The sequence below is a fragment of the Phnomibacter sp. genome, from assembly GCF_036803085.1.
Lineage (GTDB): Bacteria > Bacteroidota > Bacteroidia > Chitinophagales > Chitinophagaceae > Phnomibacter.
In genome coordinates, this window is record NZ_DAIRUZ010000004.1 from 248,710 (window position 1) to 273,970 (window position 25,261).

General features: G+C 46.9%; 22 protein-coding genes. 9 read left to right on the top strand and 13 right to left on the bottom strand.

Annotated features, from left to right (window positions below):
- Positions 1-26 precede the first annotated feature (26 nt).
- From V7Q13_RS10370 to V7Q13_RS10380, 3 genes are read right to left on the bottom strand one after another with little or no spacing between them, the layout of a single operon-like run.
- On the bottom strand, positions 27-1,421 hold the full coding sequence (locus V7Q13_RS10370; RefSeq protein ID WP_333800613.1) for a hypothetical protein: 1,395 nt from the start codon (positions 1,419-1,421) through the stop codon (positions 27-29).
- Positions 1,422-1,426: 5 nt separating this feature from the next.
- Positions 1,427-1,852 (bottom strand): hypothetical protein, encoded by a 426-nt coding sequence (locus V7Q13_RS10375; protein ID WP_333800614.1) that lies wholly within the window; start codon positions 1,850-1,852, stop codon positions 1,427-1,429.
- A gap of 31 nt (positions 1,853-1,883) precedes the next feature.
- On the bottom strand, positions 1,884-2,780 hold the full coding sequence (locus V7Q13_RS10380) for a hypothetical protein (RefSeq protein WP_333800615.1): 897 nt from the start codon (positions 2,778-2,780) through the stop codon (positions 1,884-1,886).
- A 121-nt stretch (positions 2,781-2,901) separates the two neighbouring features.
- Between V7Q13_RS10380 and V7Q13_RS10385 the strand changes: the two genes are divergently transcribed.
- Both V7Q13_RS10385 and V7Q13_RS10390 read left to right on the top strand, forming a co-directional pair.
- Positions 2,902-3,615 (top strand): LytR/AlgR family response regulator transcription factor, encoded by a 714-nt coding sequence (locus V7Q13_RS10385; protein ID WP_333800616.1) that lies wholly within the window; start codon positions 2,902-2,904, stop codon positions 3,613-3,615.
- A complete protein-coding gene (locus V7Q13_RS10390) occupies positions 3,612-5,606 on the top strand; it encodes an ATP-binding protein (protein ID WP_333800617.1) in 1,995 nt (664 codons plus the stop codon). Before V7Q13_RS10385 ends, V7Q13_RS10390 begins: the two co-directional genes overlap by 4 nt.
- A gap of 45 nt (positions 5,607-5,651) precedes the next feature.
- Here V7Q13_RS10390 and kdsA read toward each other — a convergent pair whose 3' ends face one another.
- Positions 5,652-6,476, bottom strand: coding sequence for a 3-deoxy-8-phosphooctulonate synthase (kdsA, locus tag V7Q13_RS10395; protein ID WP_333800618.1), 825 nt, complete (start codon positions 6,474-6,476; stop codon positions 5,652-5,654).
- Positions 6,477-6,532: 56 nt separating this feature from the next.
- Here kdsA and V7Q13_RS10400 point away from each other — a divergent pair, with 56 nt between their 5' ends.
- Positions 6,533-7,573 carry an NAD-dependent epimerase/dehydratase family protein gene (locus V7Q13_RS10400; RefSeq protein WP_333800619.1) on the top strand — a complete coding sequence of 347 codons (1,041 nt, stop codon included), beginning with the start codon at positions 6,533-6,535 and terminating at the stop codon, positions 7,571-7,573.
- A gap of 51 nt (positions 7,574-7,624) precedes the next feature.
- Here the strand turns inward: V7Q13_RS10400 and V7Q13_RS10405 are convergent, their stop codons facing one another.
- The 5 genes from V7Q13_RS10405 to V7Q13_RS10425 all read right to left on the bottom strand — a co-directional run bounded on the left by V7Q13_RS10405 (position 7,625) and on the right by V7Q13_RS10425 (position 12,469).
- Complete coding sequence (locus V7Q13_RS10405) at positions 7,625-8,272, bottom strand: response regulator (protein ID WP_197428262.1); 648 nt, start codon at positions 8,270-8,272, stop codon at positions 7,625-7,627.
- A gap of 11 nt (positions 8,273-8,283) precedes the next feature.
- Entirely contained in the window at positions 8,284-10,215 is a 1,932-nt protein-coding gene (locus V7Q13_RS10410) for a tetratricopeptide repeat-containing sensor histidine kinase (RefSeq protein ID WP_333800620.1), read from the bottom strand.
- A gap of 179 nt (positions 10,216-10,394) precedes the next feature.
- Positions 10,395-11,630 (bottom strand): phosphoglycerate dehydrogenase, encoded by a 1,236-nt coding sequence (gene serA, locus V7Q13_RS10415; protein WP_157479035.1) that lies wholly within the window; start codon positions 11,628-11,630, stop codon positions 10,395-10,397.
- Positions 11,631-11,934: 304 nt separating this feature from the next.
- Positions 11,935-12,186, bottom strand: coding sequence for a HepT-like ribonuclease domain-containing protein (locus tag V7Q13_RS10420; protein WP_333800621.1), 252 nt, complete (start codon positions 12,184-12,186; stop codon positions 11,935-11,937).
- Positions 12,176-12,469, bottom strand: a complete 294-nt coding sequence (locus tag V7Q13_RS10425) for a nucleotidyltransferase family protein (protein WP_333800622.1) — start codon at positions 12,467-12,469, stop codon at positions 12,176-12,178. Before V7Q13_RS10425 ends, V7Q13_RS10420 begins: the two co-directional genes overlap by 11 nt.
- Before the next feature lie 222 nt (positions 12,470-12,691).
- Here V7Q13_RS10425 and V7Q13_RS10430 point away from each other — a divergent pair, with 222 nt between their 5' ends.
- Positions 12,692-13,945, top strand: coding sequence for a serine hydrolase domain-containing protein (locus V7Q13_RS10430; protein ID WP_333800623.1), 1,254 nt, complete (start codon positions 12,692-12,694; stop codon positions 13,943-13,945).
- A gap of 14 nt (positions 13,946-13,959) precedes the next feature.
- Positions 13,960-15,474, top strand: coding sequence for an NAD(P)H-hydrate dehydratase (locus V7Q13_RS10435; protein ID WP_333800624.1), 1,515 nt, complete (start codon positions 13,960-13,962; stop codon positions 15,472-15,474).
- Here V7Q13_RS10435 and V7Q13_RS10440 read toward each other — a convergent pair.
- Together V7Q13_RS10440 and dacB are read right to left on the bottom strand one after the other, a co-directional pair.
- Entirely contained in the window at positions 15,462-15,899 is a 438-nt protein-coding gene (locus tag V7Q13_RS10440; protein WP_333800625.1) for a DUF6526 family protein, read from the bottom strand. The genes V7Q13_RS10435 and V7Q13_RS10440 overlap by 13 nt on opposite strands.
- 45 nt (positions 15,900-15,944) lie before the next feature.
- The gene (dacB, locus tag V7Q13_RS10445) at positions 15,945-17,381 is read right to left on the bottom strand and encodes a D-alanyl-D-alanine carboxypeptidase/D-alanyl-D-alanine endopeptidase (protein ID WP_333800626.1); all 1,437 of its coding nucleotides are present in this window, start codon (positions 17,379-17,381) and stop codon (positions 15,945-15,947) included.
- A 242-nt stretch (positions 17,382-17,623) separates the two neighbouring features.
- On the opposite strand from dacB, the gene V7Q13_RS10450 reads away from it, so the two are divergent.
- Both V7Q13_RS10450 and V7Q13_RS10455 read left to right on the top strand, forming a co-directional pair.
- Positions 17,624-18,253 carry a response regulator transcription factor gene (locus V7Q13_RS10450; protein WP_333800627.1) on the top strand — a complete coding sequence of 210 codons (630 nt, stop codon included), beginning with the start codon at positions 17,624-17,626 and terminating at the stop codon, positions 18,251-18,253.
- Between the two features lie 1,894 nt (positions 18,254-20,147).
- On the top strand, positions 20,148-21,407 hold the full coding sequence (locus tag V7Q13_RS10455) for a competence/damage-inducible protein A (protein WP_333800628.1): 1,260 nt from the start codon (positions 20,148-20,150) through the stop codon (positions 21,405-21,407).
- 147 nt (positions 21,408-21,554) lie between these two features.
- Here the strand turns inward: V7Q13_RS10455 and V7Q13_RS10460 are convergent, their stop codons facing one another.
- Complete coding sequence (locus tag V7Q13_RS10460; RefSeq protein WP_333800629.1) at positions 21,555-22,196, bottom strand: carboxypeptidase-like regulatory domain-containing protein; 642 nt, start codon at positions 22,194-22,196, stop codon at positions 21,555-21,557.
- Positions 22,197-22,312: 116 nt separating this feature from the next.
- Here V7Q13_RS10460 and V7Q13_RS10465 point away from each other — a divergent pair, with 116 nt between their 5' ends.
- Together V7Q13_RS10465 and pyrF are read left to right on the top strand one after the other, a co-directional pair.
- Positions 22,313-23,410, top strand: a complete 1,098-nt coding sequence (locus tag V7Q13_RS10465) for an Mrp/NBP35 family ATP-binding protein (RefSeq protein WP_333800630.1) — start codon at positions 22,313-22,315, stop codon at positions 23,408-23,410.
- 176 nt (positions 23,411-23,586) lie between these two features.
- Positions 23,587-24,450 carry an orotidine-5'-phosphate decarboxylase gene (gene pyrF, locus V7Q13_RS10470; RefSeq protein ID WP_333800631.1) on the top strand — a complete coding sequence of 288 codons (864 nt, stop codon included), beginning with the start codon at positions 23,587-23,589 and terminating at the stop codon, positions 24,448-24,450.
- Positions 24,451-24,561: 111 nt separating this feature from the next.
- Here pyrF and V7Q13_RS10475 read toward each other — a convergent pair whose 3' ends face one another.
- Positions 24,562-25,173: a tRNA-(ms[2]io[6]A)-hydroxylase gene (locus V7Q13_RS10475; protein ID WP_333800632.1), complete on the bottom strand. Its 612-nt coding sequence runs from the start codon at positions 25,171-25,173 to the stop codon at positions 24,562-24,564.
- Positions 25,174-25,261 lie beyond the last annotated feature (88 nt).

Here is a 25,261-nt window from a genome sequence, read left to right on the forward strand (position 1 = left end):
AGCAGATTTTTCATATAAGAATGATTTTACTGCGGTTGTTTTTCTAACTGTGTAATGCGTTCATGCAGTTGTATGATGTATAAGCTGAGTTCCTCAATTTTCTCCATCATTTTGCTTTGAACTGCACTCACCGATAATCCTTTTGCAGCAATGTGTGTAGCGGTGGGTATACCAGGCAAGTGCTTGAAATGTTGCACATGTTTTTTCAATGTATCAATTGCCATGAGTGGGTAGCCTGTTTCAAACACATAATCTGCCCAGTTATTATTTTCAATCACTAGTTCTCTTGCCCTGATGTTGCCGTTCACACTAAGCTTGGAGTCTGGTGCTGTTGTGCCAATACCAACGTTGCCATTCGGTAGCAGTGTCATTTGAGCCCATTGGCTATTAGTAAAAAAATGAAGTGGAGCGGGCACATTGGTTGCAACAGTACCGGCTGTACCAATGTAGCAGCCTTCGCTGTTTGGGCTTCTGCCAGCACCACCCAAAAAACTTTGCAGGTTGTAAGTATTGGTGCCCACGGTCCAGCCACGTTCATTACTGTTGATTTTTATTTCCAGCTTGGCATAAATTGGGTTATAGTTAGTGCCAATGCCAATATTTCCACCAAATGGATTGAGTACAAACGAACGGGCATAGTCACTTACAGTTCCATCATCTAAGCGACGCACATAAGCTTGCAATTGTTGTCCATCCATCAGTACATGATTGGCTTCAATGCCTACAGGAAAATTTTCGAGATTATGACTGGCAACTGTAAATGAACCGCCCTGAAAAAAGTATCCGCCTTGCTGTCCCGGCAAAAAGTTTAATCCATAATTCGTGCCTACAAATCCATCGCCCTGTACACTCAATTTATAAAAGGGATACATGGTACCAATACCAACATTGCCGCTATTGTTGTTGTAAATACTACTGTTTCCGTTCGATAGCCAACTGTTGCTGCCACCGCTACCGGTTACACCACTTTGGCTGCGTACCACCCATCGTTGTGCAGCGCCATCGTATTGAAGATTTATACTGGCATTATTTGGAATAGCAAGTGCACCGCCAGTGCCGGTGATGATTCGTTCGGATGATTCGGCAGTGGTACTTTCGTTAGCAACCGTCATCGTAAATCCGCTTCGGTTAAAAAGCGTAAGTACTTTGCCATCGGGCGAAAAACTTATGCCAGAAATGGTAAAAGTTGCCGTTGGCCCGCTAATACGAAAGTTGGAAAAAGGATTGGATCCAACATCAACGGCAGTATTATTTCCGTTTGTTAAGATTAAGTCAGCGCTTCTTAAAATCAAGTCGCCGTTGATGTCGAGTTTTGCTTCGGCGGTTTGATGACCTATGCCAATATTTTGCGTCCAAACTGCATTGCAGTAGCAAATAGCTAAAAGCAAAGCGCCCCATTTTATGTTTTTATATGGTTTCATTTTTTTTACTGAATTTTTTCGTACACAATGGTTCCTTGTCCCTCTGTTCCTTCCCATATCATTTTATTGCCGGATATGCGAATGCTGTATGATTGGCCAACCCTGAACCCTGATGAAGACAGCATTAATACATTGCCTTTGAGCCGCCATTTTGTTTGCGCATACAATTTTTGTTGCATCACTACATATTTCTCCTTACAATCTGTACCGCTACATTCTAATCGAAAGTTGCCGGCATCATCAAATGCATGCGTCAGCCGGGCGGCCACCGGGTATAATTGCAGTACCGATTTATAACTGTCTATTTTTTCACCGGCATATTCTATGTTATGAGAAAGTTTTTTCCATCTGCCCACCGGGTTTTGGGTAAATGCTTTTGGTAAAAGCAATACACTGATAAGCACCGTAATAGTGTACCTGATAAGTAGCATACATATAATATTGTGATGGTGAATGAATGGTCTATCTCCATGCTGTGGGCCACTGCATAAGCTTGTCGAGGCTTTGGTAGGGCGATAGTTCGATGGCTGCATTAGAACAATTACCGGCAGCACCAATACTACAGGTTTCTTTAATTTTAAAATACCGCCAGTTTGTATAGTCTATAAACAAATGAGTGTAGTTAGTGCCGCCCGAATGGTAGCTGACAACATTGTCCACGGTTTTCCAATCGTAAGCACTAGTACCAGGTATTACATTGGTTATGTTATCAATAAACTGTGGCGGATCTTCATTGCGGGTGCCGTTGTTTTGGCTGGGCACTACACAAATGCCTTTTTTGAAAAAGAAGAGGATTTCTTTTTTTAGATAGCCTCCGGTTGCATTCGGAATTTTGATATATGCGTAAGCATTCACCTGCTGGCCATTGCCAGCCTGTTGTACAAATGCAGGCCGGAAGAGCAATGATTTTTTTGTGCTGACTGTTCTTCTGCCAGCTCCGGGCCCCGTAAGTTGAACCCGCACACTATCGAGGAAAATAAAGTCGGTTAGCCATAATCCACTGCTGCCAGATTGTATATTGGCCGGCCAGTTGTTGGCCAAACTATCGATTGGAAAAGGCCCGCCAATAATTTCAAAGGCATCGGAAACAACATCTTTTACCTTGGCTTTGAAGTATCGTTTTTCACTGTTGGTCGCACTACCCAAATCCATAAAGTAGAAATACTCAGATACATACGGATCCGCCTCTAATTCTCTTAAAATAACTTTGCCGTTGTGCTTTTCAGCGGCGCTGGCGGGCTTGTCAATACCCTTCTTTTGGCAGGCTGAAAGTAACAGTAGCACAGTCAAAGAGGGCCACCAGAAAGCAGGTATGCTTTGTTTTATTTTGCGAATGAAACAAGGACTATTTTTTTTCATGAGGCGGGTATTTGTAGCGAACCTAATAGCTGCCCGATACCAACGCCAACAGAAATATACAAACAACGTTTTTACTCTACCAACTACAGTTTAGTTATCTTTCGCATACAAAAAAACACACATGAGTACCGGCGCACCCATTACCTGCATTGTGGTAGATGATGATGACATCGACCGCCTCACTACACAATCTTTTTTACAAGCACATCCTGTGTTGCAGTGTGTAGGTGCTTACGCTTCGGCAGCCGCTCTGCTGAAGGCCGGCCAATCTTTACCAGACGTATTGTTTCTAGATGTAGATATGCCGGGCATGAATGGACTAGACCTAAGGCGTAAACTGATAGACGTTCCGGCTTGCATTTTCATTACCGCCTACCCAGATTATGCCGTAGAAAGTTTTGAGCTGGATGCATTGGATTACATGGTAAAGCCGCTACGGCACGACCGATTTGCCAGCACTGTGCAGCGCATCGAATCTTTTATACAGGTAAGGCGAAAAGCTGAATTATACAGCCATAGCTTAGGAGGTGAAATCATTTTTATAAAAGAAGGAATTACGCAGATAAAACTGCAACTGCATGACATCCTATATCTGGAGGCGCTGAAAGATTATACCCGCATTGTTACTGTGTACAGTAAGCACATGGTGCTGGCAAACATTGGCTCACTGCTACAGCAAGTTGCATTTAAGTCTTTTGTAAGAATACATAAAAGCTATGCCGTGCAGCAGCATTGCATCAGCCGCTATACAGCAACTACCGTAGAAATAGGCGGACAGGCTTTGCCATTGGGGCGAGTGTATAAATTGGCACTTCAGCAAATAGTAAGCAAATGAAAAGAGCAATACTGTTGATTGGTATTTTGTTGCTATTGATTAACCGCCCTGCGACTGCACAAATAGACAAGCGTTTGCAACCTTTGCAATCGGCATTGCAAACCGCAGCCAACGATACAGCAAGAGTTCGTTTGTGCAATCAATACTTCAACGAATGGGTGGTGCAAGACAACAGTGTGGCATACCAGGTAGCACTGCAAGGTGCTGCCATTGCCCGTCGTATGCAGTGGCCAAAAGCCATTGCTGTTTTTCAGGGAAATATAGGCACCGTAAAAAGTAATGCCGGCGATTATGATTCTTGCATGTATTATTTTAAGCAGGCATTTGCGGTACACACTGCAAATAAAGATGCCTTCAATGCAGCAAGCATGCTCAACAATATGGGTAGCGCCGCATCCAATTTGAAGTCTGATTATTCAACAGCGGCAGGCTATTATTTCAGGGCCTTACACATAGCCGATTCTGCAGGGTTGCAAGAACTCAGCGTTATTTGCAATACAAACATTGCAAATACTTATTTTTTACAAGAAAACTTTTCAAAAGCATTGGCCTATGCGCAGCGGGCCGACAGTGTAGCACAGCAAGTACAATATGTATCCACTGGTGAAATTGAAAAGCTGATGGGTAATATTTATTTTAAGTTGAACAACAGGGCTGCTGCAAAAAAACACATGGAGCAGGCACTTGAAATTTTTGTAGCTACAGAAAACCGCATGGGGGAAGCTAGTATGCTCGGGAATTTGACAATGCTGACCGATAGCAATTTTCATTACATCATCGCCATGCGCAGCAAGGCAGCAGCATTGTGGAAAGACGTAAATCCTTTTTATCTTGAAGCCCTCATTAATATGGGCAACCTGGGGATAGCTTATGCCGATTCTGCCTACAAACGAAGCTACCTTACCGGTGCCCGAAACGATGCATCGCAAAATGAATTGCTGCAGCAGGCAGCAGTATGGTTAACCCAATCAATAGAGCTCTCTGAGCAAGTTGGCGAACTGGACAGCCGTTCCATCTTTATTGGCAAACTCGCAGAGGTTTCAGCCTTGCGAAAAGATTGGGAAAAAGCCTATTTGTATTACCGGAAGTATCGTGAAATTCAGGATACTGTTTTTTCGCAGGCATCCAAAAATGCCATTGCTGCTGCCGAAAGTCAAAGGCTTCTAGAACGAAAAGAAAGCGAAGTAAAACTGGCTCAATTGACTATTGGCCAACAACGCAAAACGGCAGTTGGTTTAGGCGTAGGAGTGTTGCTACTGGCGGTAATCGGGCTATTGCTGCTCAGGCAAAACAGACTAAAGCAAAAAGCCAATAAACAATTAAAAGATTTAAACGTAGCATTAGCGGAAGCCAACGATGTTAAAACCACTTTCTTCAGTATCCTCAGCCACGATTTGCGTGGGCCGGTGGCACGTGTGGCCAACCTGTTGCATTTGCAAAACCAGCATCCGGAGTTGCTGCCTGCCGGAGCCAGCCAGCAAGTGGCTAAAAGTGTAGATGACTTATTGGAAACAATGGACGATGTTTTGCTTTGGAGTAAGGGGCAAATGCAGCAATTCGTTCCTGTTATTGAATCCATTTCGATGCAAACCTTTTTGCAAAAACTAAGTGAGCCGTACCGGCAAATGCCCGGCATACATTTTAGTATGGCAGTAGCCAATCATCTGACGGCAAATACCGATATACATTTTTTGGCAAGCATCATTCAAAACATTACCAACAATGCGGTGAAAGCCTTGGCAAATACAACACAGCCAACAATTGTATGGCAAGCCTATTTACAACAAGGACAGGTCGTAATTCGCATTAGTGATAACGGTCCCGGTATTGCTGATGCCGATGCTGCTGCATTGCAGCAACAAGCACCGGTAAAGAGCGGTAAGTCCGGCCTTGGTTTTCATATCATTCGTGATATGGCTGCAGCCATTGGCAGTACAATAGACATCAGCGCCAACCCAACAGGCGGCACTGCTATTACCATTTACTTATAAGTATTGTTGCTGCTTTTTATTGGTACGTCTCGCTGTAATTGAACACTACTTGTTTACCGCAGCATTCAGTTCTACCAATTGATACAGTAAATCTTCCAGCAAATCGAGCCGCAGCATATTGGCGCCGTCGCTTTTGGCCACGGCAGGGTTGGGATGCGTTTCGATAAACAAACCATTGGCACCCGTAGCAATAGCCGCTTTGGCTACTGTACCAATCAGTTGAGGATTGCCTCCTGTAACGCCGCTGGTTTGGTTGGGTTGCTGCAGGCTGTGCGTACAATCCATTATCACGGGGGTGCCGTGTTCTTTCATCCAGGGAATATTGCGGTAGTCTACCACCAAATCCTGATAACCAAAAGTGGTACCTCTTTCGGTGAGCATGATATTGTTATTTCCCGCCTGACGGATTTTCTCCACAGCAAACTTCATAGATGGGCCGCTAAGGAATTGCCCTTTTTTCACATTTACAATTTTGGCGGTGTCGGCGGCGGCCAACAGCAAATCTGTCTGACGGCACAAGAAAGCAGGTATTTGTAAAATGTCTATGTATTTGGCTGCTTCGGCACATTCATCATGGGCATGTACATCGCTGGTGGTGGGCAGCTGAAATTTGTCACCCACTTTTTTTATGAGGCGCAAGCCTACTTCATCTCCCAAGCCGGTAAAACTGCTGGCACTCGTACGGTTGGCCTTGCGGTAGCTGGCTTTAAACACGTAAGGTATTTCCAGTTTTTTGCAAATGCCACTCACGGTTTCGGCCACTTCCATTACCAGGTCTTCACTTTCTACCACGCAGGGGCCGGCTATCAAAAAGAAATTTTTGGGATTGTAGGATTGCTGTGCAAACAGCTGCTGCAAAAATTTTTCCATGTGGCAAAGATAAGCGGCCACTCCATGAAAGCTACCGAAGATGCAGACGGTGGAAAATGCATTTACATTCCATTCACTTTTGTTTGCAACGGCCATGCCCCGAAGGCACTACTTTTGCCCGCAATCATTTATTCACCTATAGCTTGCCTGCTATGTCGAAAGAAAAAATTTTAGTGATAGGGGCCTCTGGCCAAATTGGGGTTGAACTCACGTTGGCCCTGCGTAATATATATGGGAATGCCAACGTAATAGCCAGCGATTTGCGGGAGCAAAACCCACTACTGGAAGGCACCGGCCCATATGTGGCGCTGGATGTAATGAACAAAGAAATGCTGCATGTGCAGGTGATTCGCCAGGGCATTACACAGATTTATTTGCTGGCGGCGATCCTGAGTGCTACCGGCGAAAAAAATCCCGGACTGGCCTGGCATTTAAACATGCAGGGCCTGCTCAATGTGCTCGACATTGCACGGGAAGAAAAATTGCACAAAGTGTACTGGCCTTCTTCCATCGCCGTGTTTGGCCCTACATCGCCCCGGCAAAACTGCCCGCAGCAAACCATTATAGAACCAACCACAGTGTATGGCATCAGCAAGTATGCCGGCGAGTTTTGGTGCGATTATTATTTCCAGCGTTATGGTGTAGATGTGCGTAGCATCCGCTATCCCGGCCTCATCAGTTACAAGAGTGCTCCGGGCGGTGGTACCACCGATTATGCCGTAGAAATTTTTCATGAAGCTCTAGAGCACAAGCATTACGATTGCTTTTTGAAAGAAGATACTTATCTGCCCATGATGTACATGCCCGACGCCATCAGAGGTACTATTGAACTCATGGAAGCACCGGCAGAAAAAATCAATGTGCGGCATTCGTACAACCTGAGCGGCATGAGTTTTTCACCCAAAGAAATCGGTGCTGAAGTTGCCAAACACATTGATGGTTTTACCATGTCGTACAAGCCCGACTATCGCCAAACCATTGCAGATAGCTGGCCACAAAGTATTGATGATTCAGTGGCCACCAGAGATTGGGGCTGGAAGCCTGAATTCGATTTAGCAGCCATGACAGCAGACATGTTTGCCAACTTGAAAAAGTAACGACCACAGATTAACGTAGTAATAAGTATAGGCACTGCAGCAATGTGGTGCCTATATTAATTTATGCTCGTAGGCATACTTCACCAAGCCAATCACACTGTTGGTTTGGGTTTTGCGGAAGATGTTTTTGCGGTGCGTTTCTACGGTGCGTTCAGAAATAAAGAGGGCTTCGGCAATTTCTTTGTTGCCCATTTCTTTTTCTATCAAGCGTACAATTTCTATTTCCCGTTGGGTGAGCTGTGCTTCTTCTGTTTCCTTTTTTATGTGGCTTTGTTTCTCCAGTTCTTTCAGCACTTCCTCGCTGAAATAAATGCCGCCGGCTGCAATTTTCAGAATGGCTTTTTGCAATTCTTCTTTGCCAATATTCTTGAGCACATAGCCATTGATGTCGGCATCGTTGATCATTTCATCTACAATGTCGCCCTGGCCACTCATGCTTAGCGCCAGTATTTTCATGTGCGGAAAACGGGCCCGCACCTGCTTGCTCAATTGCTGGCCGGTCATGCCGGGCATCATTACATCGGTCAGTAAAATATCGGGTTGCAATTGGGCCATGGCTGCCACGGCTTCGGTAGGCGTGGTGGTGTAGCCTACAATATTGAAGTCATCAACACCGGTGAGCAACGAACGCAAACCGTCGATGACAATCTGGTGATCGTCTACAATGAATATGTTGATTGGCTTCCCCATTTTTCGCATGGCAATGTATTTTATTTTTCGACACCAGCCTGAGGTACAAAAATGGTAACAGCGGTTCCATGTCCGGGGCGGCTGTCCCATTCTACTTCACCTTTTAAATACGCCACCCGGCTACGAATGTTTTTGAGGCCAATGCCTTCGCTTTGCTGGCTGGCATCAAAGCCGCGGCCATTGTCTTCAATGGTAATGCTCAGCCCGTCATTGTCGTTGATGAGGGAGAGATCGAGCTGGTTGGCACCACTGTGTTTAATGACGTTGTTGATGCACTCTTGCACCACCCGGTACACCATCGATTCGGTGTTGGCATCCAGCCGTTCGTTCAGGCCTTCGGCATGTAGGGCTACTTTCAAAATGCGGTTGTCAATTTTGTCAACAAACTCTCTCACAGCAGCAGCTAATCCTTTTTTCAGCAAGGCGTTCGGCATCATGTTGTGGCTTACGCTGCGTACTTCTTTACAGCTTTCATCTACAAGACTAATGATACGGTCGAAGCGGGCACGGGCATCTGCATCTTGTTGCAGCAAATCATTTTCAAAAGCACTCAGGTTCATGCGGGCAGCACTCATCATTTGGCCCACACCATCGTGCAGTTCGGTAGCAATGCGTTTGCGTTCGTTTTCTTCTGCTTCCATCACGGCTTTGGTTGCCAGCTCCTGTTGACGCATTACTTCAGCCTGCAATTGCTGTTCTTTTTTCAGCTTAAATCTGCGGTAGTAACTATAGGCAAGTAAAGAACCCAACACCAATACTGCAGCAGCAATGGCAATCATCCAGTTTTTGCGGCTGAGTTCATATTGTTGCTCAGTTATCTGTTGCTCTTTGCGTAGGGTTTGATATTGCGTTTCCATTTCGCTAAAACGGGCATTCATGTCGGTTACTTTCAGCGAATCCATCAGTTGAATGCGGGTTCTTTCCGAAGCCAAAGCTTGTTTCCATTTGCCCTGTCCTTCATAGGCCATCGCCAATGCTTCATACAAACGCATTTTTTCTGTGAGTGAACTTTCCAACGTATCCGCTGCTTGCAAAGCCTCTGTGAGCAAGGCTTCTGCTTGGGTATGCTGGCCCAGCCCGTGCAATATGCGGCCACACACATTGGCCGAAATGGCCTGCGAACGAATATCGCCCAACTGCTTGCGGATGTCGTATGCTTCTTCGGCGTAGGGTTTGGCTGTTGCGTATTCTTTTTTGTAGAGATAACAAATACCGAGGTTGTTGAGGGCACTCGCCAGATACTCCCAGCTATTGGTAGCACGGGTGTATTCTTCTGCTTTTATGAGGTAAGGAATAGCGGTGTCGAACTGCGACAGCAATACATAAGCGTTACCCACATTTACATAGCTGGCACCCATGCCCGGCACATCGTTTATTTTCTCCCGAATGGCCAGTGCCCTGCGGTGATAATCCAATGCACTTTCAACATTGCCTACATGGTTGTTGGCACTGCCCACATTGTTGAGAGCGGTGGCAATGCCATAATCGTCTTTCAGTTTTTCATACAATGCCAATGCTTTCAATCCTGCATCCAATGCCGAATCGTAATGGGCTTCTTTGTTGTACACGATGCCCATTTTCAAATGCAAGCCTGCCAGGCCTTTATCGTCTTTCAGTTGGGTACGAATGGCCATGCTCTGCCGAAACAATTGCTTGGCCAGCGTCATGTTTTGCAGGTCGAGTTGAATAATGCCGAGGTCGTTGTAGGCCTGTGCTTCGCCTTTTGGAAACTTGATTTGTTTGGCCAATGCCACGGCTTTTTCGCCATATGCAATGGCGGCTTGTTTATCGCTGGCACGGTACAGCCAGGTGAGCTCGTTGTAACTCATGCACAAAGTAGAATCTTGTTGCTTGGGCAGTAGTTTCAGTATGCTGTCGATAGCTGCTTGCTGGGCACGGCCGCTTTGGTACAACAGGGCCGACAGCAGCAGGAGGAATGTTGTTTTTCTCATACGGTTCTTTCTGTTGGTGGGTAGAAGTGTGCCAATGTTACAGCATTTTATCATGCTTAAAGTCCGACTAATGTTTCGTGTATTGTTTGTGGAAAGATGCAGCAGCCACAGTGTTTGCACACGCAATAAAAAAAGCAGCGCTGTTGAACACTGCTTTTATATCGCTGCTAACAGTTGGCTCAATACAACATGCGGGCACGGATGGTGTGCTTCACTTCTTTCAGCAATGAAAAAGCTTGCTTGCTCAGCTTCTTGTCTACATCGAGCACCACATAACCAATGTGTTCATTGGTGCTGAGGTACTGCCCCAAAATGTTGATGTGGGCCTTGCTCAATGCGGTGTTGATTTCGCTGAGTACACCCGGCACATTTTTATGAATGTGCAAAATGCGGTGGGCACCTTCGAGCATGGGCAGGCTGAGGGCAGGTACGGTATGGCTGCCATAGGTGATGCCTTTTTCGAGATAGCCGAGGAGTTTGGCACTCACATCTACACCAATGTTTTCTTGTGCTTCGAGGGTGCTGCCGCCAATGTGTGGAGTGAGCAACACATTGCTGAGGCCCTGCAGCGGCGAAGCAAATTGTTCGCCGTTCTTTTCGGGCTCTACCGGAAATACATCAATAGCGGCACCCGAGAGGTCGCCGGCTTTCAGCGCAGCAGCCAGTGCATCCAGATCTACAACTTCGCCACGGGCATAGTTGATGAGGATGCTGCCTTTTTTCATTTGCTTAATTACCTGCTTGCTGATGAGGTTTTTGGTGCTGTTGGTTTCCGGCACATGCAGGCTTACGATATCTGCCTTACTCACCACTTCTTTCAGGCTTTTGCAAGCCACGGCATTGCCCAGCGGCAGTTTGGTGAGCACATCATAAAAAATCACTTTCAGGCCCATGGCTTCGGCCAGCACACTTACCTGGCTGCCAATATTGCCATAGCCCACCAGGCCAATGGTTTTGCCCCGCAGTTCAAAACTTCCGGTGGCATCTTTTTGCCAAATGCCGGCATGGGCTGCATTGTTTTTATCGGGGATGCGGCGAATGAGCATGATGGCGGCACCAATCACCAATTCGGCCACACTGCGGGTGTTGCTGTAGGGGGCATTAAAAACCGACACGCCCTGCTGTGTAGCAGCAGTCAAATCAATTTGATTGACGCCAATACAAAACGCACCAATGGCCTGCAGCTTGGGTGCATTTTCGAGCACTTTTCGGGTCACCCTTGTTTTGCTGCGAATGCCCAGCAAATGCACATCTTTCAGTTCTTTGATGAGGGCTTCTTCGTCGAGGGCACCGGCCACTTTTTTGATGCTGGCGTAGCCATGCTGATGGATATTGGCGATGGCCGTTTCACTGATATTTTCTAAGAGGAGAATCTTGATTTTCTCTTTGGGATAGCTGGTTGTTTTGTCGCTCATGATGCTCAAAAATAACGAACCCTGCCGATTGGCCCAACCTGCACTTACTGAGTGGCGGTGGAAGGGGGAAAACTTGGTGGAGGAGGTATGTTGTTGCCAGCACTGTCTCTTGAAAAGAACGTTGCGTTTTGGAGATGGGGGATGGAATGGCGTTTGGGCTATGTTATATGCAACGTACTCTGCTGGAGACGTTTCTGGGAAAGAGTTATAGATTGAAGGTGGCGATAACTTTTTGCAGGCCCAGTTTCAAAGGAGGTAAATCTTTGCTGATGATTTGCCAAATCAGGTTGTTGTCAACGCCAAATTATTCATGTACCAAAATATGTCTCAGCCCTATGATTTGTCGCCATGGAATGTCTGGAAAAGCATCTATTGTTTCAGCTGTAAGGTAATTGGCCGCTTCGCCAATAATTTCCATTTGTTTGATGCATGCAAAACGCATCATGGAGTTTTCAATAAACGTAGGGAAGTTTGTCTGAAAAGTGTAATGCTCAATTTCGGCGATAGCGTCAAGCATGTGTTGTATCCTTTGCTTATCGCCCTGTTTACCTTTCATAAATCAGTTCTTTATCTGCATTGATGAAAGGGAGAATGTGTTTTGAAATGCCGTTGCTAGAAACTAAATCTACTTTTTTATGCAGCTTTTCTTCCAGTTCCAGTTGCATGTTTACAAAGCCAAGGCCAATATGCTCAGCGTAGTCCAGCTCCACTAAAATGTCTACATCACTTTCGGGCAGCGCTTCACCCCTCGAGGAGGAACCAAACAGAAATGCTTTCAGTACCGGCTTGTCCTGAAAGTATTTTTTGATGGTTTCTATTTCTGCTGCTGAAAGATTCATGGATTAAAGATAAGATTTTAAAAGCAAGAGACTTGGCAAGCTATGGCAAATGAAAGCATGTAGTTAGCTGTCTATGCTATACTGATTTCAAGGCTGTGAGGACTTCAATTTGTGGCTGCATTGGGTTGCGTTCATCCACCCACCAACAGCTGTGTAAAAAAAGCAAGCCAAAATTGCCCCGGCCAATTGGTCGTTTCCGCCTCAACCAACATTTTTGCAGGCATGAAGCGTGTAAGAATAATGGGGGTGATGCTGCTGTGCATGTTGCTGGCTACCTTTTGGAGCTGCAACAACAACAGCATGGGCAATCCGCTGCCACGGGTATCGGAGCGAAAGCTGGACACGACTGAAATCAATCAATACCAGGCTGCACTGGCTCATTTTTTCGATTCTATTTTGCTGCGCAACGAACGTTTTTCGGGGGGCATTCTGGTGGCCAAAAACGGACAGATTCTATACGAACACTATACCGGCTACGCCGATCAGGATAAAACCGACAGCATAGATATGGATACCCGTTTTCATGTGGCATCCACCTCTAAAACCTTTACCAGTATTGCCCTCATGCAGCAGGTACAGGCCGGCCGGGTAAAGCTCGACGACTCCTTGCAGGTATATTTTCCGCTTTTTCCGTACAAGGGCATAACGGTACGCAACCTGCTCAACCACAGCAGCGGTTTGCCCAACTATGCCAATCTTTTTCCGCAGTACAAATGGGACCCCAAGCGGGTTGCCAGCAATACCGATGTGTTGTATTTGTTTTATGCCAACCGCCCCGGGCTGGAGTTTACGCCCGGCAGCCGCTTTAGGTATTGCAATACCAACTTTGCGCTGCTGGCACTGATTGTAGAAAAAGCCAGCGGGCAGTTCTTTCCCAAATATGTGCAGGATTCCATTTTTGCCAAGGCGGGCATGCAGCACAGCTATGTGCTCAGCTATCAAAACCCTGGCGATTACCTCACCAGTTGGGATGCCGCAGGCAGGCCTTACCCGTTCAACTTTTTGGATGCCATTTATGGCGATAAAAACGTGTACACCAACTGCCGCGATTTGCTGAAATACGACAGTGCCATCCGCCACGAAGTGCTGCTGTCGAAGGCATGGCTCGATAGTGCGTGGACACCTAGCTACACCGATAAAAAATACAACGACCCAATTGAGCAGTATGGCTTGGGCTGGCGCCTCAAAATTTTCAACGACAGCCTGAAGATTCCGTACCACAACGGTTGGTGGCATGGCAACAATGCCGTGTTTCAACGGGTGATAGCCGATACGGCGGTGATTATTGTAACGGGCAACCGCTTTACCAACCGCATTTATTCTTCTTCGAGGGCCGCCAATGTTTTCCGGCCGTACTTCTATACCAGTACCGATGAAGAAGAAGTGGAGCAGGGCCAGTCGGGCACCAAAAAACAGGTGGTGCCTGCCCGCAAAACTGCCGTAACTTCAAAGCGCCGCAGCGGTAAAAAACGCTGATACGGCACCCCGGCATGATACCCATTTACAGTGCCAACGAAATCAAACAATGGGATGCCTTTAGCATCCAACACGAACCCATTGCCTCCATCGATTTGATGGAAAGGGCTTCGCAAACTTTTACCCAACGATTTGTAGCGCAGTTTTCGCCGGAGCAGCCCGTGTATGTGCTGGCCGGCAAGGGCAACAATGGTGGCGATGGGCTTGCCATTGCCCGCATGCTGCGCCAGCATGGTTTTGATGTGCAGGTCATTATGCCATCGGTGCATCCGCTGTCGCATGATTGCGCCTTGAATTACCAGCGCTGGCTGGATTTGGGTGGTACTGTTCTTCAGATTGATGAAACCAACTTTCAGTTTCCCAACATTCCTGCAGAAGCTATTTTGATTGATGCCTTATTTGGCACGGGACTCAGCCGGTTGCTCACAGGCTGGATGGCCGCTATTGTAGCACATATCAACAGCCTGCCCAATACGGTGGTGGCGGTAGATGTGCCTTCGGGTTTGTGGTGCGATGGACTCACCGATGGCGGAGCAGTTATCGAAGCTGATTATTGTTTTACGTTTCAATGTATCAAGCTTGCCTTTATGCTGCCGGAAAATGCCGGCTATGTGGGCGAATGGGAAGTGCTGGACATTGGGCTGCATCCGGGTTTTGTGCAGCAGCAGCCACCCAAAGCCGGTTTTGTTACGCATCCTTTGGAAGTGTTGCAACCGATACAATACGATCGGTTTACCCACAAGGGTACCCGTGGCCATGCATTGCTGGGTGCGGGCAGTGCCGCTATGATGGGGGCTGCAGTAATGGCTACACATGCAGCTTTGCGCAGCGGTGCCGGCCTGATAACCGTGGCTACCGAAGCCAGTGCCTGGCCGTTGATTCAACAAACAAATCCTGAAGCCATTTGTGCAGCGAAAGGCGCTTTGGCCAATGAAAGTTTTCAGTTGCAACGGCGCATCAAGGCCATTGGGGTAGGATCAGGTTGGGTAGCCGATGAAGAACACATTCAACTGCTGGCATGGCTGCTCGAAAACAGCTCTGTGCCTTTGCTGATAGATGCTACTGCTTTGTCGTTGCTGGCAGATATGTTGCCCATTTTGGAGCTGGCGGCTTTGCGCATTCCCATTGTGCTCACTCCGCATGTGGGTGAGTTCGACCGGTTGTTTGGCTACAGTGGCAACCATGCGTTGCGCTTAGAAAAAGCCATACACATGGCGAAACATTATCGCTTGTGCATTGTGCTGAAAGGAGCTTACACCCGCATTGTATTGCCCGACGGGCATGTGTATTTCAACAGCACGGGCAACCATGGCATGGCCAAAGCAGGCAGCGGCGATGTATTGGCCGGACTCATGACGGGCTTACTGGCGCAAGGTTATGCCGTGCAAGATGCGGCGATACTGGCGGTATGGCTGCATGGCAGTGCTGGTGATGCGGCTGCAAAAGCAATGGGCACAGAAGCCATGACGGCGATGGATATTGCAAAACATTTGCCGCAGGCATGGCAGCATTTGAATTACACCCGATGATGATCGGCCCGCCAGTTCACAATCATTTTCTTGATATCGTTGCTGCGGAGCTTTTCGGCTACGGCTTTTTGCACCAGTGCCGGAAACTCGGCATCGCTGGCAAAACGCAACGCAATGATCTGGCCCAGCCGAAGCTGTGCAGGCAAAGGCTTACCGGTGAGGATATAATGACGGAAATTTTCTTCGGCACGAATGGCTCTGTCTTGGGCCTTGAGGGCAAACACACGGGCAAACCAAAACAAACCCGCCAGCGCCAGCGATACAAAAAAGGCAAAGATGGCTTCTACATTTCGCTCCTGCGGATTGAGTAATTTTTCTACCAACACCACAGAAGAAATAACGATGCAGCAAAGAATGATGAGCGACAACACATAGTGGTAGCCGGGTACCATTTGGCGGTGGTTTTTATAATCTTGATTTTCCATAGTTCTGAGTTAGCAATGTTCGGGTGGCAATTTAGGGTGAAAGCGTTATTTGTATTGTGTAATTACATCGAGCAATTGCCACATTTGTTGTACCACGGTGTTTGCATTGCCGCTGTAGTTGTTTACCAGCAGGGCAAAACAATATTCCTTGCCATTTTTATCGCTGATGTAGCCTGTGTATCCTTTGGCGCCACCAATGGTGCCGCTCTTCATTTTGATGTTGTGAATGAGCGGGAAGCCTTCGTAATAGGCCGCAAACCAGGGTTGCTTTTTAGCGTATTGCAACACGGATACCAGTGAATTGGCAGTTACCCGGTTTTGTGGCGAGAGACCACTGCCATCTTTTACCCGCAGGGCATTGCGGTCGATGCCTTTGCCTGCCCAAAAGTTGCGGATCCATTCGGCGCCGGCATCGGTATCGCCAGGTTTGCCGGCATTTACGGCCAAGGTTTTCAGCAATGCTTCGCCATACAAGTTGATGCTTTTTTGCAAAAACCAATACGCAATGCTATCGAGCCCCACCGATTGAAAGCTGGTGAGTGTCTGCGTTGCCGCAGGTATTTTCCATTGCTTGGCGGCATACAATCTTGCGGGCCGCACATCGCCGTCTATTTGAATGCCATTGCGCTGCAGGTAATCGGCCAAGGCTTGCAATAGTGCCGTTTCGCCATCGCTGATGGCCCCGCTGATGGTGAAGGTTTGGTTGGTTTTGCCCAAGGTTCCGCTGATGTAGGCTTTGGGGCTGTAGGGCGATGCGTAGATAATGCTGTTGTCGCCGGTGCCGGGCTGGCTGAGGGTTACATAACTGTCAATTTCGTCGTAGCCACTGGCGGGTGCGGTGCGTTTCAGCGGCAGGCGGTCGCCCACATTGCCGGTGGCGCTAAAGCTGGCATCAAACTGGTTTTCGTGATAGTTGAGGGCCCAGCTGCCGGCGCCATAGTAGTTACCAATGTCATCATAAATCCAGCCACCGGGAATGGGTTGTGTGCTGAATTGCATGTTGCTGCCAATGATGTGGCCGCTGATGCGTTGAATGCCTTTTTGCTGAAGGGCTTGCAGGGTTTGAAAAAAGAAAGCAGTATCAGGTACCGATTTGTAGCGCCAGCTGGCGAGGGTGGGATCGCCGCTGCCTTGCACCAGTAAATCGCCTTTCCAAATATTGCCATTGGCGCTGCCACTCAGGCTTACATTGGTGCTGTACCTAAAATTGCTACCCAGCTGGTCAAATGCTGCTGCTGCCGTTACAATTTTTTGACAGCTGGCAGGTGCCAGGCCGGCATTGCCCAGGTTGGAAAAAATCGTTTTGCCCTCGGCATTGGTTACTGTAAAACCAACCAATGCATATTGCATATTATCACTTTTGGTAAAGCGGTTGTATGCCTGTTGCAGTTGTGCGGTAAGAGCGGTTGATTGTGCCTGCATTTGCAGCACCATCAGCAGGCATGCAAGTGTTGGTATTATAGTAGTAGGTATTTTCTTCATAAAGAAAAGAGAGGTTTAGCGTACTTAGCCTACAAATGTGCAGTGAAACTTGACAGGAGCGGTGCCGTTGTATAAAATGTCGAAATCTTATAAAGTGTAGTGGACTGCGAATCTTCGGGTACCATCAATGGACTAAATTTGTGTTGACACCGAAGATCATTGTTTGTGTTAGTAGAATGTCGTAAAATGTGCTGGTAATTAACTCAAACTTCTTTTAATAAGCTTGCCCTAATTTTTTTTACATGTTAAGAATCATCATTGCCGACGACCACAACATTGTGCGTCGTGGAATTAAGGAAATATTGAAGGAAGAATATCCGTCTGCACATGTAGAAGAAGTAGGCGATGCCGAAGATTTGATTAAACATGTAATGAAAGACGAGTGGGATGTGGTACTTACAGATATATCAATGCCCGGCCGTAGCGGGTTGGATGCGCTGACGCAAATTCGGCAAATGTATCCCAAGCTGCCTGTGGTAGTGCTCAGTGTATATCCGGCAGATCAATACGGCATACGGGCATTAAAAGCAGGAGCATCTGGCTATCTTACTAAAGACAGTGCCCCGGATGAATTAGTAAAAGCCATTCGTACTGTGTTGCTGGGAAAAAAATACATTACGCCATTGCTGGCAGAAAAGCTGGCATCGGTGTTTGATACCGAAGCCGATAAACCATTGCACGAATACCTGAGCGATAGAGAATATGAAGTATTTAAATTGCTGGCCATGGGTAAGGCTGTGTCCGACATTGCACAAACCATGAATCTGGGGGTTACTACCATCAGTACTTATCGGTCCCGTATTTTGGTAAAAATGAATATGAAAACGAACGCCGATCTTACATTGTACGCAGTGGAAAACAAATTGATCTGATTGGTCGGTCATTATAAGCTACAAGCGAAGCCTCACAAGGGTTTCGCTTTTTTTATATATGTAAACCACAGTTGGAGCTTTGCCACTATGTAGCTCCGTTACTACAATGCCAGCTTGTGCTGCTGCTACGTTTATTTCGTTTGAATTGCTATTGCTCTCTACTTGTCATTCACGTCACTTTGTATAGAAGCAAATGAGTAAAAGCTAACTTTTGTTACTTGTTTGTTTCCTGTAATTCGGATTTTTTTCTAGGGTTTAGGGTATTATAATCTTCCCCCTGTTCGCAGGGGGATTTTTCTTTCCAGTACAATGGATTGAGTGAGGCTGCTTGTAGTAAAAAATCTACAAGGCAATGCTGTTCAATAACGACACATCATTTTGTGGTTGTTCTATTTCCGGCGGAACCAGAAAGTGTTCTCTTTGTATTGTTTTCAGCGGGAAACAAACTCCACTCATTGACGGGTGAAAACCAAACAAAAACTTAACCGCAGTGCTTCTTGCCTGCATCGTTATAAAGATTTTCTTTCCAAGGGTTTAAGGGTATTAAACACGCCCTCCTGTTCTCAGGAGGGCTCCTTTTTTTAAGGCATTTATCCATTTCGTTGGTAATGATTACTACTACATACTACTGTTCATCCTTACTACATCATTTCCCTTGCTGGTTCTATTTCGGGGGGCCTGCAACCTGCTCATCTTTGTATGGTCTACGGAGAGGAAAACAACCGCACTGATTGACAAGTTCTTTTTCGACACCAAGTCATAATTGTATGGCACTTCCGGAAGCTGTAACAAGGCTGGATGCAGTTTTCGAAAGTGCATACATCGTTATAAAGATTTTCTTTCCAAGGGTTTAAGGGTATTAAACATGCCCTCCTGTTCTCAGGAGGGCTCCTTTTTTTATATCCCCCTTTACTATACAACTGTACGAGTTTCTACTACATATCTGCATCAACCGTTGCTACAATATTTGCCATGTTGGTTCTATTTTTCTGCAGTATTGTGTTGTAGATCTTTATATGGTAAAAGAAAATGTTCTTTGAAGGTAGAAAAACGGATGGCTGCAGTTTTTACTGTGCTCATGAACGTGAAATTCTTTTGATCTGAATTTTTAGGACACTCGAGATAATGATGATGATGCGACAAGTAGCCTGGCTGGTTGTATGCTGGATACAAACAGCCGGTTATAAAAACTTCAGCACTCGGACTAACCGCCAAGAAACCGAATCCATTTTCTACCTTCTTTTTGTTGTACTTACTAACTTATTTTCATACGTGAGATATTTTGGGTTAGCCCGGCTTCGGCCGGGTTTTTTTATTCCATACTAAGCCTCGGGTGGCACTACTTTGTATATACTACAAACAGGCAATCTGTCAATTTTCTACGACAATTATTCCACATCCCGTTCTATGTTGCAGCCCGCCTAAAGCTGCCATCTTTGTGTAACAAAAAGCAACTGAGTTCTTTGATTATTACTGAAAGTTTTTTCTACAAAACATGACTTGCAGGCAACGGCTGCAAAAGGGGTGAAAACACATAATAGCCGTTTTCTACAAGTCATCAATGATTGAGTATTGGATATGCGGGCTGGACGCATTCCCTTACACCAAAGGCTTACCGAAATACAATCTGCCGTCACATAGTAAAAGCAACAGTATTTAACAAAAACACAGTTCAATTTGAATGGCTTACTAACCATTTTTTTAGGAGTTTGTTTCAGAAACTTAGGGGTCCAATGCTTAAGACATCTTAGGGTTTAGCTTCAGAAAAGGCCAGCACATTTTACAGTGTGCTGGCCTTTTTGCATTCATTCATTTGCCCTTAACGAAACAGTTTGGAAGCAGCCAAATGAGCTATCTTGCCCACCCTTTCTTTTTCAAGATTTATTTCATACACATGACTACTGTTTTTGCCACCATTATTACCATTGGCGATGAGCTGCTCATAGGCCAGGTGGTAGATACCAATAGTGCCTGGATGGCACAACAATTAAATGAAACCGGCATTTTGGTGAAAAAACGCATTAGTGTGGGCGACAATGCCGCCGACATTATAGATGCATTGAACAAAGCCGCTGCCTCTTCATCCATTGTGCTCATTACAGGCGGACTTGGCCCCACTGCCGACGATATTACCAAGCCTGTGCTCTGCAAATACTTCGGTACGGAGTTGGTAATGAACGAAGCTGCTTTGCAAAACATACAAACGATTTTTGCCAAGCTCAACCGGCCTCTTACCGAACGCAACATTAAGCAGGCAGAAGTGCCGGCCAGCTGTACGGTATTGCAAAATGCCCGTGGCACAGCACCCGGCATGTGGTTTGAGCAAAACGACATTGTATTTGTGAGCATGCCTGGTGTACCGCATGAAATGAAAGGCATGATGACCAACGATGTGTTGCCCCGGTTGGCACAGCACATGCAACTGCCCGCTGTTTTGCACCGCACTTTGCTTACGGCAGGTATCGGTGAAAGCTTTTTGGCCGATTTGATCGAAGCATGGGAAGTGAAACTACCCGCCAATATTAAACTGGCTTACCTGCCCAATTATGGTATGGTGCGGCTTCGCCTTACCGCCACCGGTCCAGAAAAAATGATGTTGGAAAAAGCCCTTGATGAGCAGTTTACGCAACTACAATTGTTGGTAAAAGAATACATGGTAACCGACCGCGACGAACCTTTGGAACTGGTATGTGCCCGCTTGCTGAAAGCACATACCAAAGTGCTGGTAACGGCAGAAAGTTGCACTGGCGGATACATTTCGCACCTCATTACCAGCCATGCCGGTTCTTCCGATTATTATGCGGGTAGCATTGTGAGCTACAGCTATTACTTAAAGCAGCAATTGCTGGGAGTGAAGCCCAATACCTTGAAACAACAAGGTGCTGTAAGCGAAGCCGTGGTAACAGAAATGGCATTGGGGGCACTTCAAAATACCGAAGCCGATTACGCCATTGCTGTGAGTGGCATTATGGGACCGGGTGGCGCTACGCCCGATAAACCTGTGGGCACCGTGTGGATGGCTGTGGCAGGCCCCAACGGCGTTGATACGCAGCTGATGCAGTTCCGCTTCGATCGACGCCGCAATATTGAACTCACCGCTACCTATGCGTTGAACATGCTACGCAAAAGGCTGGTACTGGATTTGGGGGAATGAGGATTGAGGAATTAGTATTTAGGCATTAGGAGTGCTATGGTAAGCGTCACCAATTACATCCAGGCAAAAAGTTGATTGTAAGCAGGCAATGCTTTTACAAAAAAAGCCACGCAGTTGGCTGCATGGCTATGTTGTACTAAATCTCGGTTATTTCTTCTTTTTAAAATCGCCCCGCTTCCAGGCTTTGATGAACTGACTCCAGGCAAAGGGGTTGAAAATGTTTTGCGGTGGTAGCTGCCCTGTGTAGTAAGAGGCATTGGCCCGCTGCCGCAACGTGTAGTTGATGGCTTCGCGGCCATCATTGGGCAGGCTGGCCATTAGGGCTGCCCGTTTTTGCTCTTCCAGGTTTTGGCGGGCTACTTCATATTCATCGGCCGGTATGTCGGTATTTACAAAATCACGTTCAAATTGGGGGCGGGTAGGCCTTGGGCGAATAACTGTACCGGGCAAATAATTGGTATCGCTGGTGAGCAGTTGAATAATGCTGTACTCAGAACCCTGCAGGTTTTTCGGAATGTTGACCTGCTTCGATTTAAAACCAATAAAGCTGAACTCAATTACATCGCCTTTCAATACAGCAATGCTGAATACACCCTGATAGTTGGTAATGGTACCGCGGCCCTTGCCTTTTACCGAAACACTTACGCCGTCGAGGCCACGCAGGCTGTCAGCGGTCATTACCACACCGTACAGTTGCACCACACTGTCTTCAACTTCCTGAGCAAACAATTTGGCCGGTGCACTCAGCACCAGCAGGCAAACAAACGTATATGTAAAAAATCTCTTCATGTATTCATTCCGGATGAAGCGAAAATACCTGAATTGGTAACAAGGTTCTTCAACAAAGTAAACCGGTGCAGGTTTAAATTTGCGCCATCAATTTTGCTTTAACAAAAACTTGGAGAATGACGGAGCAGGACATTTTAAAGGCGCTGAGTAACGTGCAGGAGCCCGATTTGGGCAAAGATCTGGTAACGTTGAACATGGTAAAAGACATAGTGATTGATGGCAACAACGTATCGTTTACGATTGTGCTCACAACGCCTGCCTGCCCCATGAAAGATATGATGGCTACCGCCAGTACCAATGCGGTAAAATTTCTGGTAAATAAGGAAGCCAATGTGAAAGTAAACTTCACGTCGAACACAACCACTGCCCGTGGCGATGGCCAAAACCAACTGCCGGGTGTGAAAAACATTATTGCTGTAGTAAGCGGCAAGGGTGGCGTGGGTAAGAGCACCGTATCGGCCAACCTGGCGCTGGCACTGGCTGCCGGTGGTGCCAAAGTGGGCCTCATGGATGCCGATATTTACGGTCCTTCTGTACCCATTATGTTTGGTGTGCGTGGCGAACGCCCTATGATGAAAGATGCCGGCAATGGTAAAGCGGTAATTGTCCCGCTGGAAAAATTCGGCATCAAACTCATGAGCATTGGTTTGCTGGTAGATGACAAGAATGCCGTGGTATGGCGTGGCCCCATGGCCAGCAGTGCCATCCGCCAATTCATCACCGATGTGGAGTGGGGCGAACTCGATTACCTCGTGATTGATATGCCTCCCGGTACCGGCGATATTCACCTAACCATGGTACAAACCGTACCCGTAACCGGCGTTGTGGTGGTAACCACGCCACAGGCGGTAGCACTGGCCGATGCCAAAAAAGGCATTGCCATGTTTGGTCAGGCGCAAATTAAAGTGCCCATTATTGGTTTGGTAGAAAACATGGCCTGGTTTACACCTGCCGAACTGCCCAACAACAAATACTATCTTTTCGGCAAAGAAGGCGGCAAGAACCTCGCCGAAGAATACGACCTGCCTTTCCTCGGTCATATTCCGCTGGTACAAAGCATCCGCGAAGGTGGCGATGCCGGTGTGCCGGCACTGGTGGGCGATGATCCCATCAGCAAACAAGCCTTTATGGAATTTGCCAGCAAAGCAGTACGCAACATTGCCATGCGCAATGCCAACATGGCGCCAACCGCCGTGGTACAAATGGTGGAGTAAACAATCAATTTTAGTTCTTTCTAATTCAGATTTCAAAGCGAGGCAGCAGTGCTTCGCTTTGTTTTTTACCAAACCATTCATCTGTGGGTAAATGCGAATCTTTCAATCCCAGATCTGCTAATTTTCTGCAGCAACCCTTCGAAGCAGCCCTTTACATTTGCCGAAATTTTTTCCGCATGACCAGACAGCAATTGGTAGAACAAATTTTTACGAAGCAAACCTATCTCTGTGTGGGCCTCGATACCGACGATACCAAACTGCCTGCTCACCTCAAAGGCAAGCCCAATGCGGTACTCGACTTCAACAAAGCCATCATTGATGCTACCTTGGCGCATTGCGTGTCGTACAAAATCAACACCGCTTTTTACGAAGCCATGGGTGCCCGTGGTTGGGAAATTATGCAGGAAACTTTTGCCTACATCCCCAACACGCACCTCACCATTGCCGATGCCAAGCGGGGCGATATCGGCAATACATCGCACCAATATGCCCGTGCTTTTTTTGAGCACATGAATGTGGATGCCATCACTGTGGCACCTTACATGGGCGAAGACAGTGTGCGGCCATTTCTGGAATACGATGGCAAGTGGACCATTGTGCTGGGCCTCACCAGCAACAAAGGCAGCGAAAACTTTCAACGATTGAAGTTGGCGCCTAACAAAGAAGAACTACCGTTGGTGCCATCAGTTATAAGTGGCGACCGCAGTGAATTGCTGTTTGAAAAAGTATTGGAAACAGTGTCCACCTGGGGCACACCCGGCAACCTGATGTTTGTAGCCGGTGCCACACAGGCACATGAATTTGAACACTTGCGCAGCATTGTACCGCAGCAGTTTTTGCTGGTGCCCGGTGTGGGTGCACAGGGAGGTAGTCTTCGGGATGTATCGAAGTATGGCATGCATAACGAATGCGGATTGCTGGTGAATGCCAGCCGGGCCGTTATCTATGCATCATCCGGCGAAGACTTTGCCATAGCCGCCCAGCAAATTGCACAAGAATACCACGAAGAAATGAAGCAGTATTTGCCTCAACAGGGCTAATAGGGATAGCTGGGCATGTATGGATTTTTGGGACGCGGATTTTTTGGGATGAAACGGATGTTCACGGATTTTTCTATCACCTACCAACCACCAACCACCAACTACCATCTCCTAGTGCATTCTGTCGCCCCTCACATCCAAACTCAACATCACATCGGCTTCGTATTGCAACCATTCTTCCCAGCGCTGCCATACTTTTTCTTCGGGGAGGTATTGTCGGGCCAAATCGATGAAAGTGCGGTAGTGGCCGGCTTCGCTTTCCATAAACCGGCGGTAAAACTGGCTCAGGTATTCATCATCCAATCCTTCGCTCAGGCGTTTGAAACGTTCGCAGCTACGGGCTTCTATCAGTGCACAAATGAGTAGTTTGTCCAGCAGGCGGTCTTCCTCTTTGCCGCCTTTTTTTTCAAAAGCCAGCAAGGCATTTACATAATCATCTTTGCGCTGCTTGCCCAGTTGCAAACCCCGTTTGCGTATTTCGTGCAGCACCAATCGAAAGTGCCCCCATTCTTCGGTAACGATGGGAGAGAGTTCATCTACCAAATCATCTTTATCGCTGTAGCGTTGTATGAGGCTCATGCAACTGATGGCGGCTTTTTGTTCGCAATAGGCATGGTCGGTCAGTATTTCTTCCAGCGAAATTTCAGCCAGGTTTACCCAGCGTGGATCGGTGGGCAATTGCAAGCCCAAAATGTTCTTTTGATACGCACTATTGTCACTCATGCCGCAAAAATAATTGACAATCGGATTGTTGTTTTGAACAGCCGCCAGCCTGCCCATCAAGTTGGCTGTTTTGTCCTTATTTTCACCA

Excerpts from the sequence above, each read along its gene's own strand:
- V7Q13_RS10410 (WP_333800620.1), bottom strand. The coding sequence starts at position 10,215 with ATGAGAAAAACAACATTCCTCCTGCTGCTGTCGGCCCTGTTGTACCAA.
- V7Q13_RS10390 (WP_333800617.1), top strand. The coding sequence starts at position 3,612 with ATGAAAAGAGCAATACTGTTGATTGGTATTTTGTTGCTATTGATTAAC.
- V7Q13_RS10385 (WP_333800616.1), top strand. The coding sequence starts at position 2,902 with ATGAGTACCGGCGCACCCATTACCTGCATTGTGGTAGATGATGATGAC.
- serA (WP_157479035.1), bottom strand. The coding sequence starts at position 11,630 with ATGAGCGACAAAACAACCAGCTATCCCAAAGAGAAAATCAAGATTCTC.
- V7Q13_RS10460 (WP_333800629.1), bottom strand. The coding sequence starts at position 22,196 with ATGAAGAGATTTTTTACATATACGTTTGTTTGCCTGCTGGTGCTGAGT.
- V7Q13_RS10430 (WP_333800623.1), top strand. The coding sequence starts at position 12,692 with ATGAAGCGTGTAAGAATAATGGGGGTGATGCTGCTGTGCATGTTGCTG.
- V7Q13_RS10450 (WP_333800627.1), top strand. The coding sequence starts at position 17,624 with ATGTTAAGAATCATCATTGCCGACGACCACAACATTGTGCGTCGTGGA.
- V7Q13_RS10375 (WP_333800614.1), bottom strand. The coding sequence starts at position 1,852 with ATGCTACTTATCAGGTACACTATTACGGTGCTTATCAGTGTATTGCTT.
- V7Q13_RS10425 (WP_333800622.1), bottom strand. The coding sequence starts at position 12,469 with ATGAATCTTTCAGCAGCAGAAATAGAAACCATCAAAAAATACTTTCAG.
- V7Q13_RS10440 (WP_333800625.1), bottom strand. The coding sequence starts at position 15,899 with ATGGAAAATCAAGATTATAAAAACCACCGCCAAATGGTACCCGGCTAC.
- V7Q13_RS10455 (WP_333800628.1), top strand. The coding sequence starts at position 20,148 with ATGACTACTGTTTTTGCCACCATTATTACCATTGGCGATGAGCTGCTC.
- dacB (WP_333800626.1), bottom strand. The coding sequence starts at position 17,381 with ATGAAGAAAATACCTACTACTATAATACCAACACTTGCATGCCTGCTG.
- V7Q13_RS10435 (WP_333800624.1), top strand. The coding sequence starts at position 13,960 with ATGATACCCATTTACAGTGCCAACGAAATCAAACAATGGGATGCCTTT.
- V7Q13_RS10380 (WP_333800615.1), bottom strand. The coding sequence starts at position 2,780 with ATGAAAAAAAATAGTCCTTGTTTCATTCGCAAAATAAAACAAAGCATA.
- V7Q13_RS10465 (WP_333800630.1), top strand. The coding sequence starts at position 22,313 with ATGACGGAGCAGGACATTTTAAAGGCGCTGAGTAACGTGCAGGAGCCC.
- V7Q13_RS10400 (WP_333800619.1), top strand. The coding sequence starts at position 6,533 with ATGCATTTACATTCCATTCACTTTTGTTTGCAACGGCCATGCCCCGAA.
- pyrF (WP_333800631.1), top strand. The coding sequence starts at position 23,587 with ATGACCAGACAGCAATTGGTAGAACAAATTTTTACGAAGCAAACCTAT.
- kdsA (WP_333800618.1), bottom strand. The coding sequence starts at position 6,476 with ATGGAAAAATTTTTGCAGCAGCTGTTTGCACAGCAATCCTACAATCCC.
- V7Q13_RS10405 (WP_197428262.1), bottom strand. The coding sequence starts at position 8,272 with ATGCGAAAAATGGGGAAGCCAATCAACATATTCATTGTAGACGATCAC.
- V7Q13_RS10420 (WP_333800621.1), bottom strand. The coding sequence starts at position 12,186 with ATGAAAGGTAAACAGGGCGATAAGCAAAGGATACAACACATGCTTGAC.
- V7Q13_RS10370 (WP_333800613.1), bottom strand. The coding sequence starts at position 1,421 with ATGAAACCATATAAAAACATAAAATGGGGCGCTTTGCTTTTAGCTATT.
- V7Q13_RS10475 (WP_333800632.1), bottom strand. The coding sequence starts at position 25,173 with ATGAGTGACAATAGTGCGTATCAAAAGAACATTTTGGGCTTGCAATTG.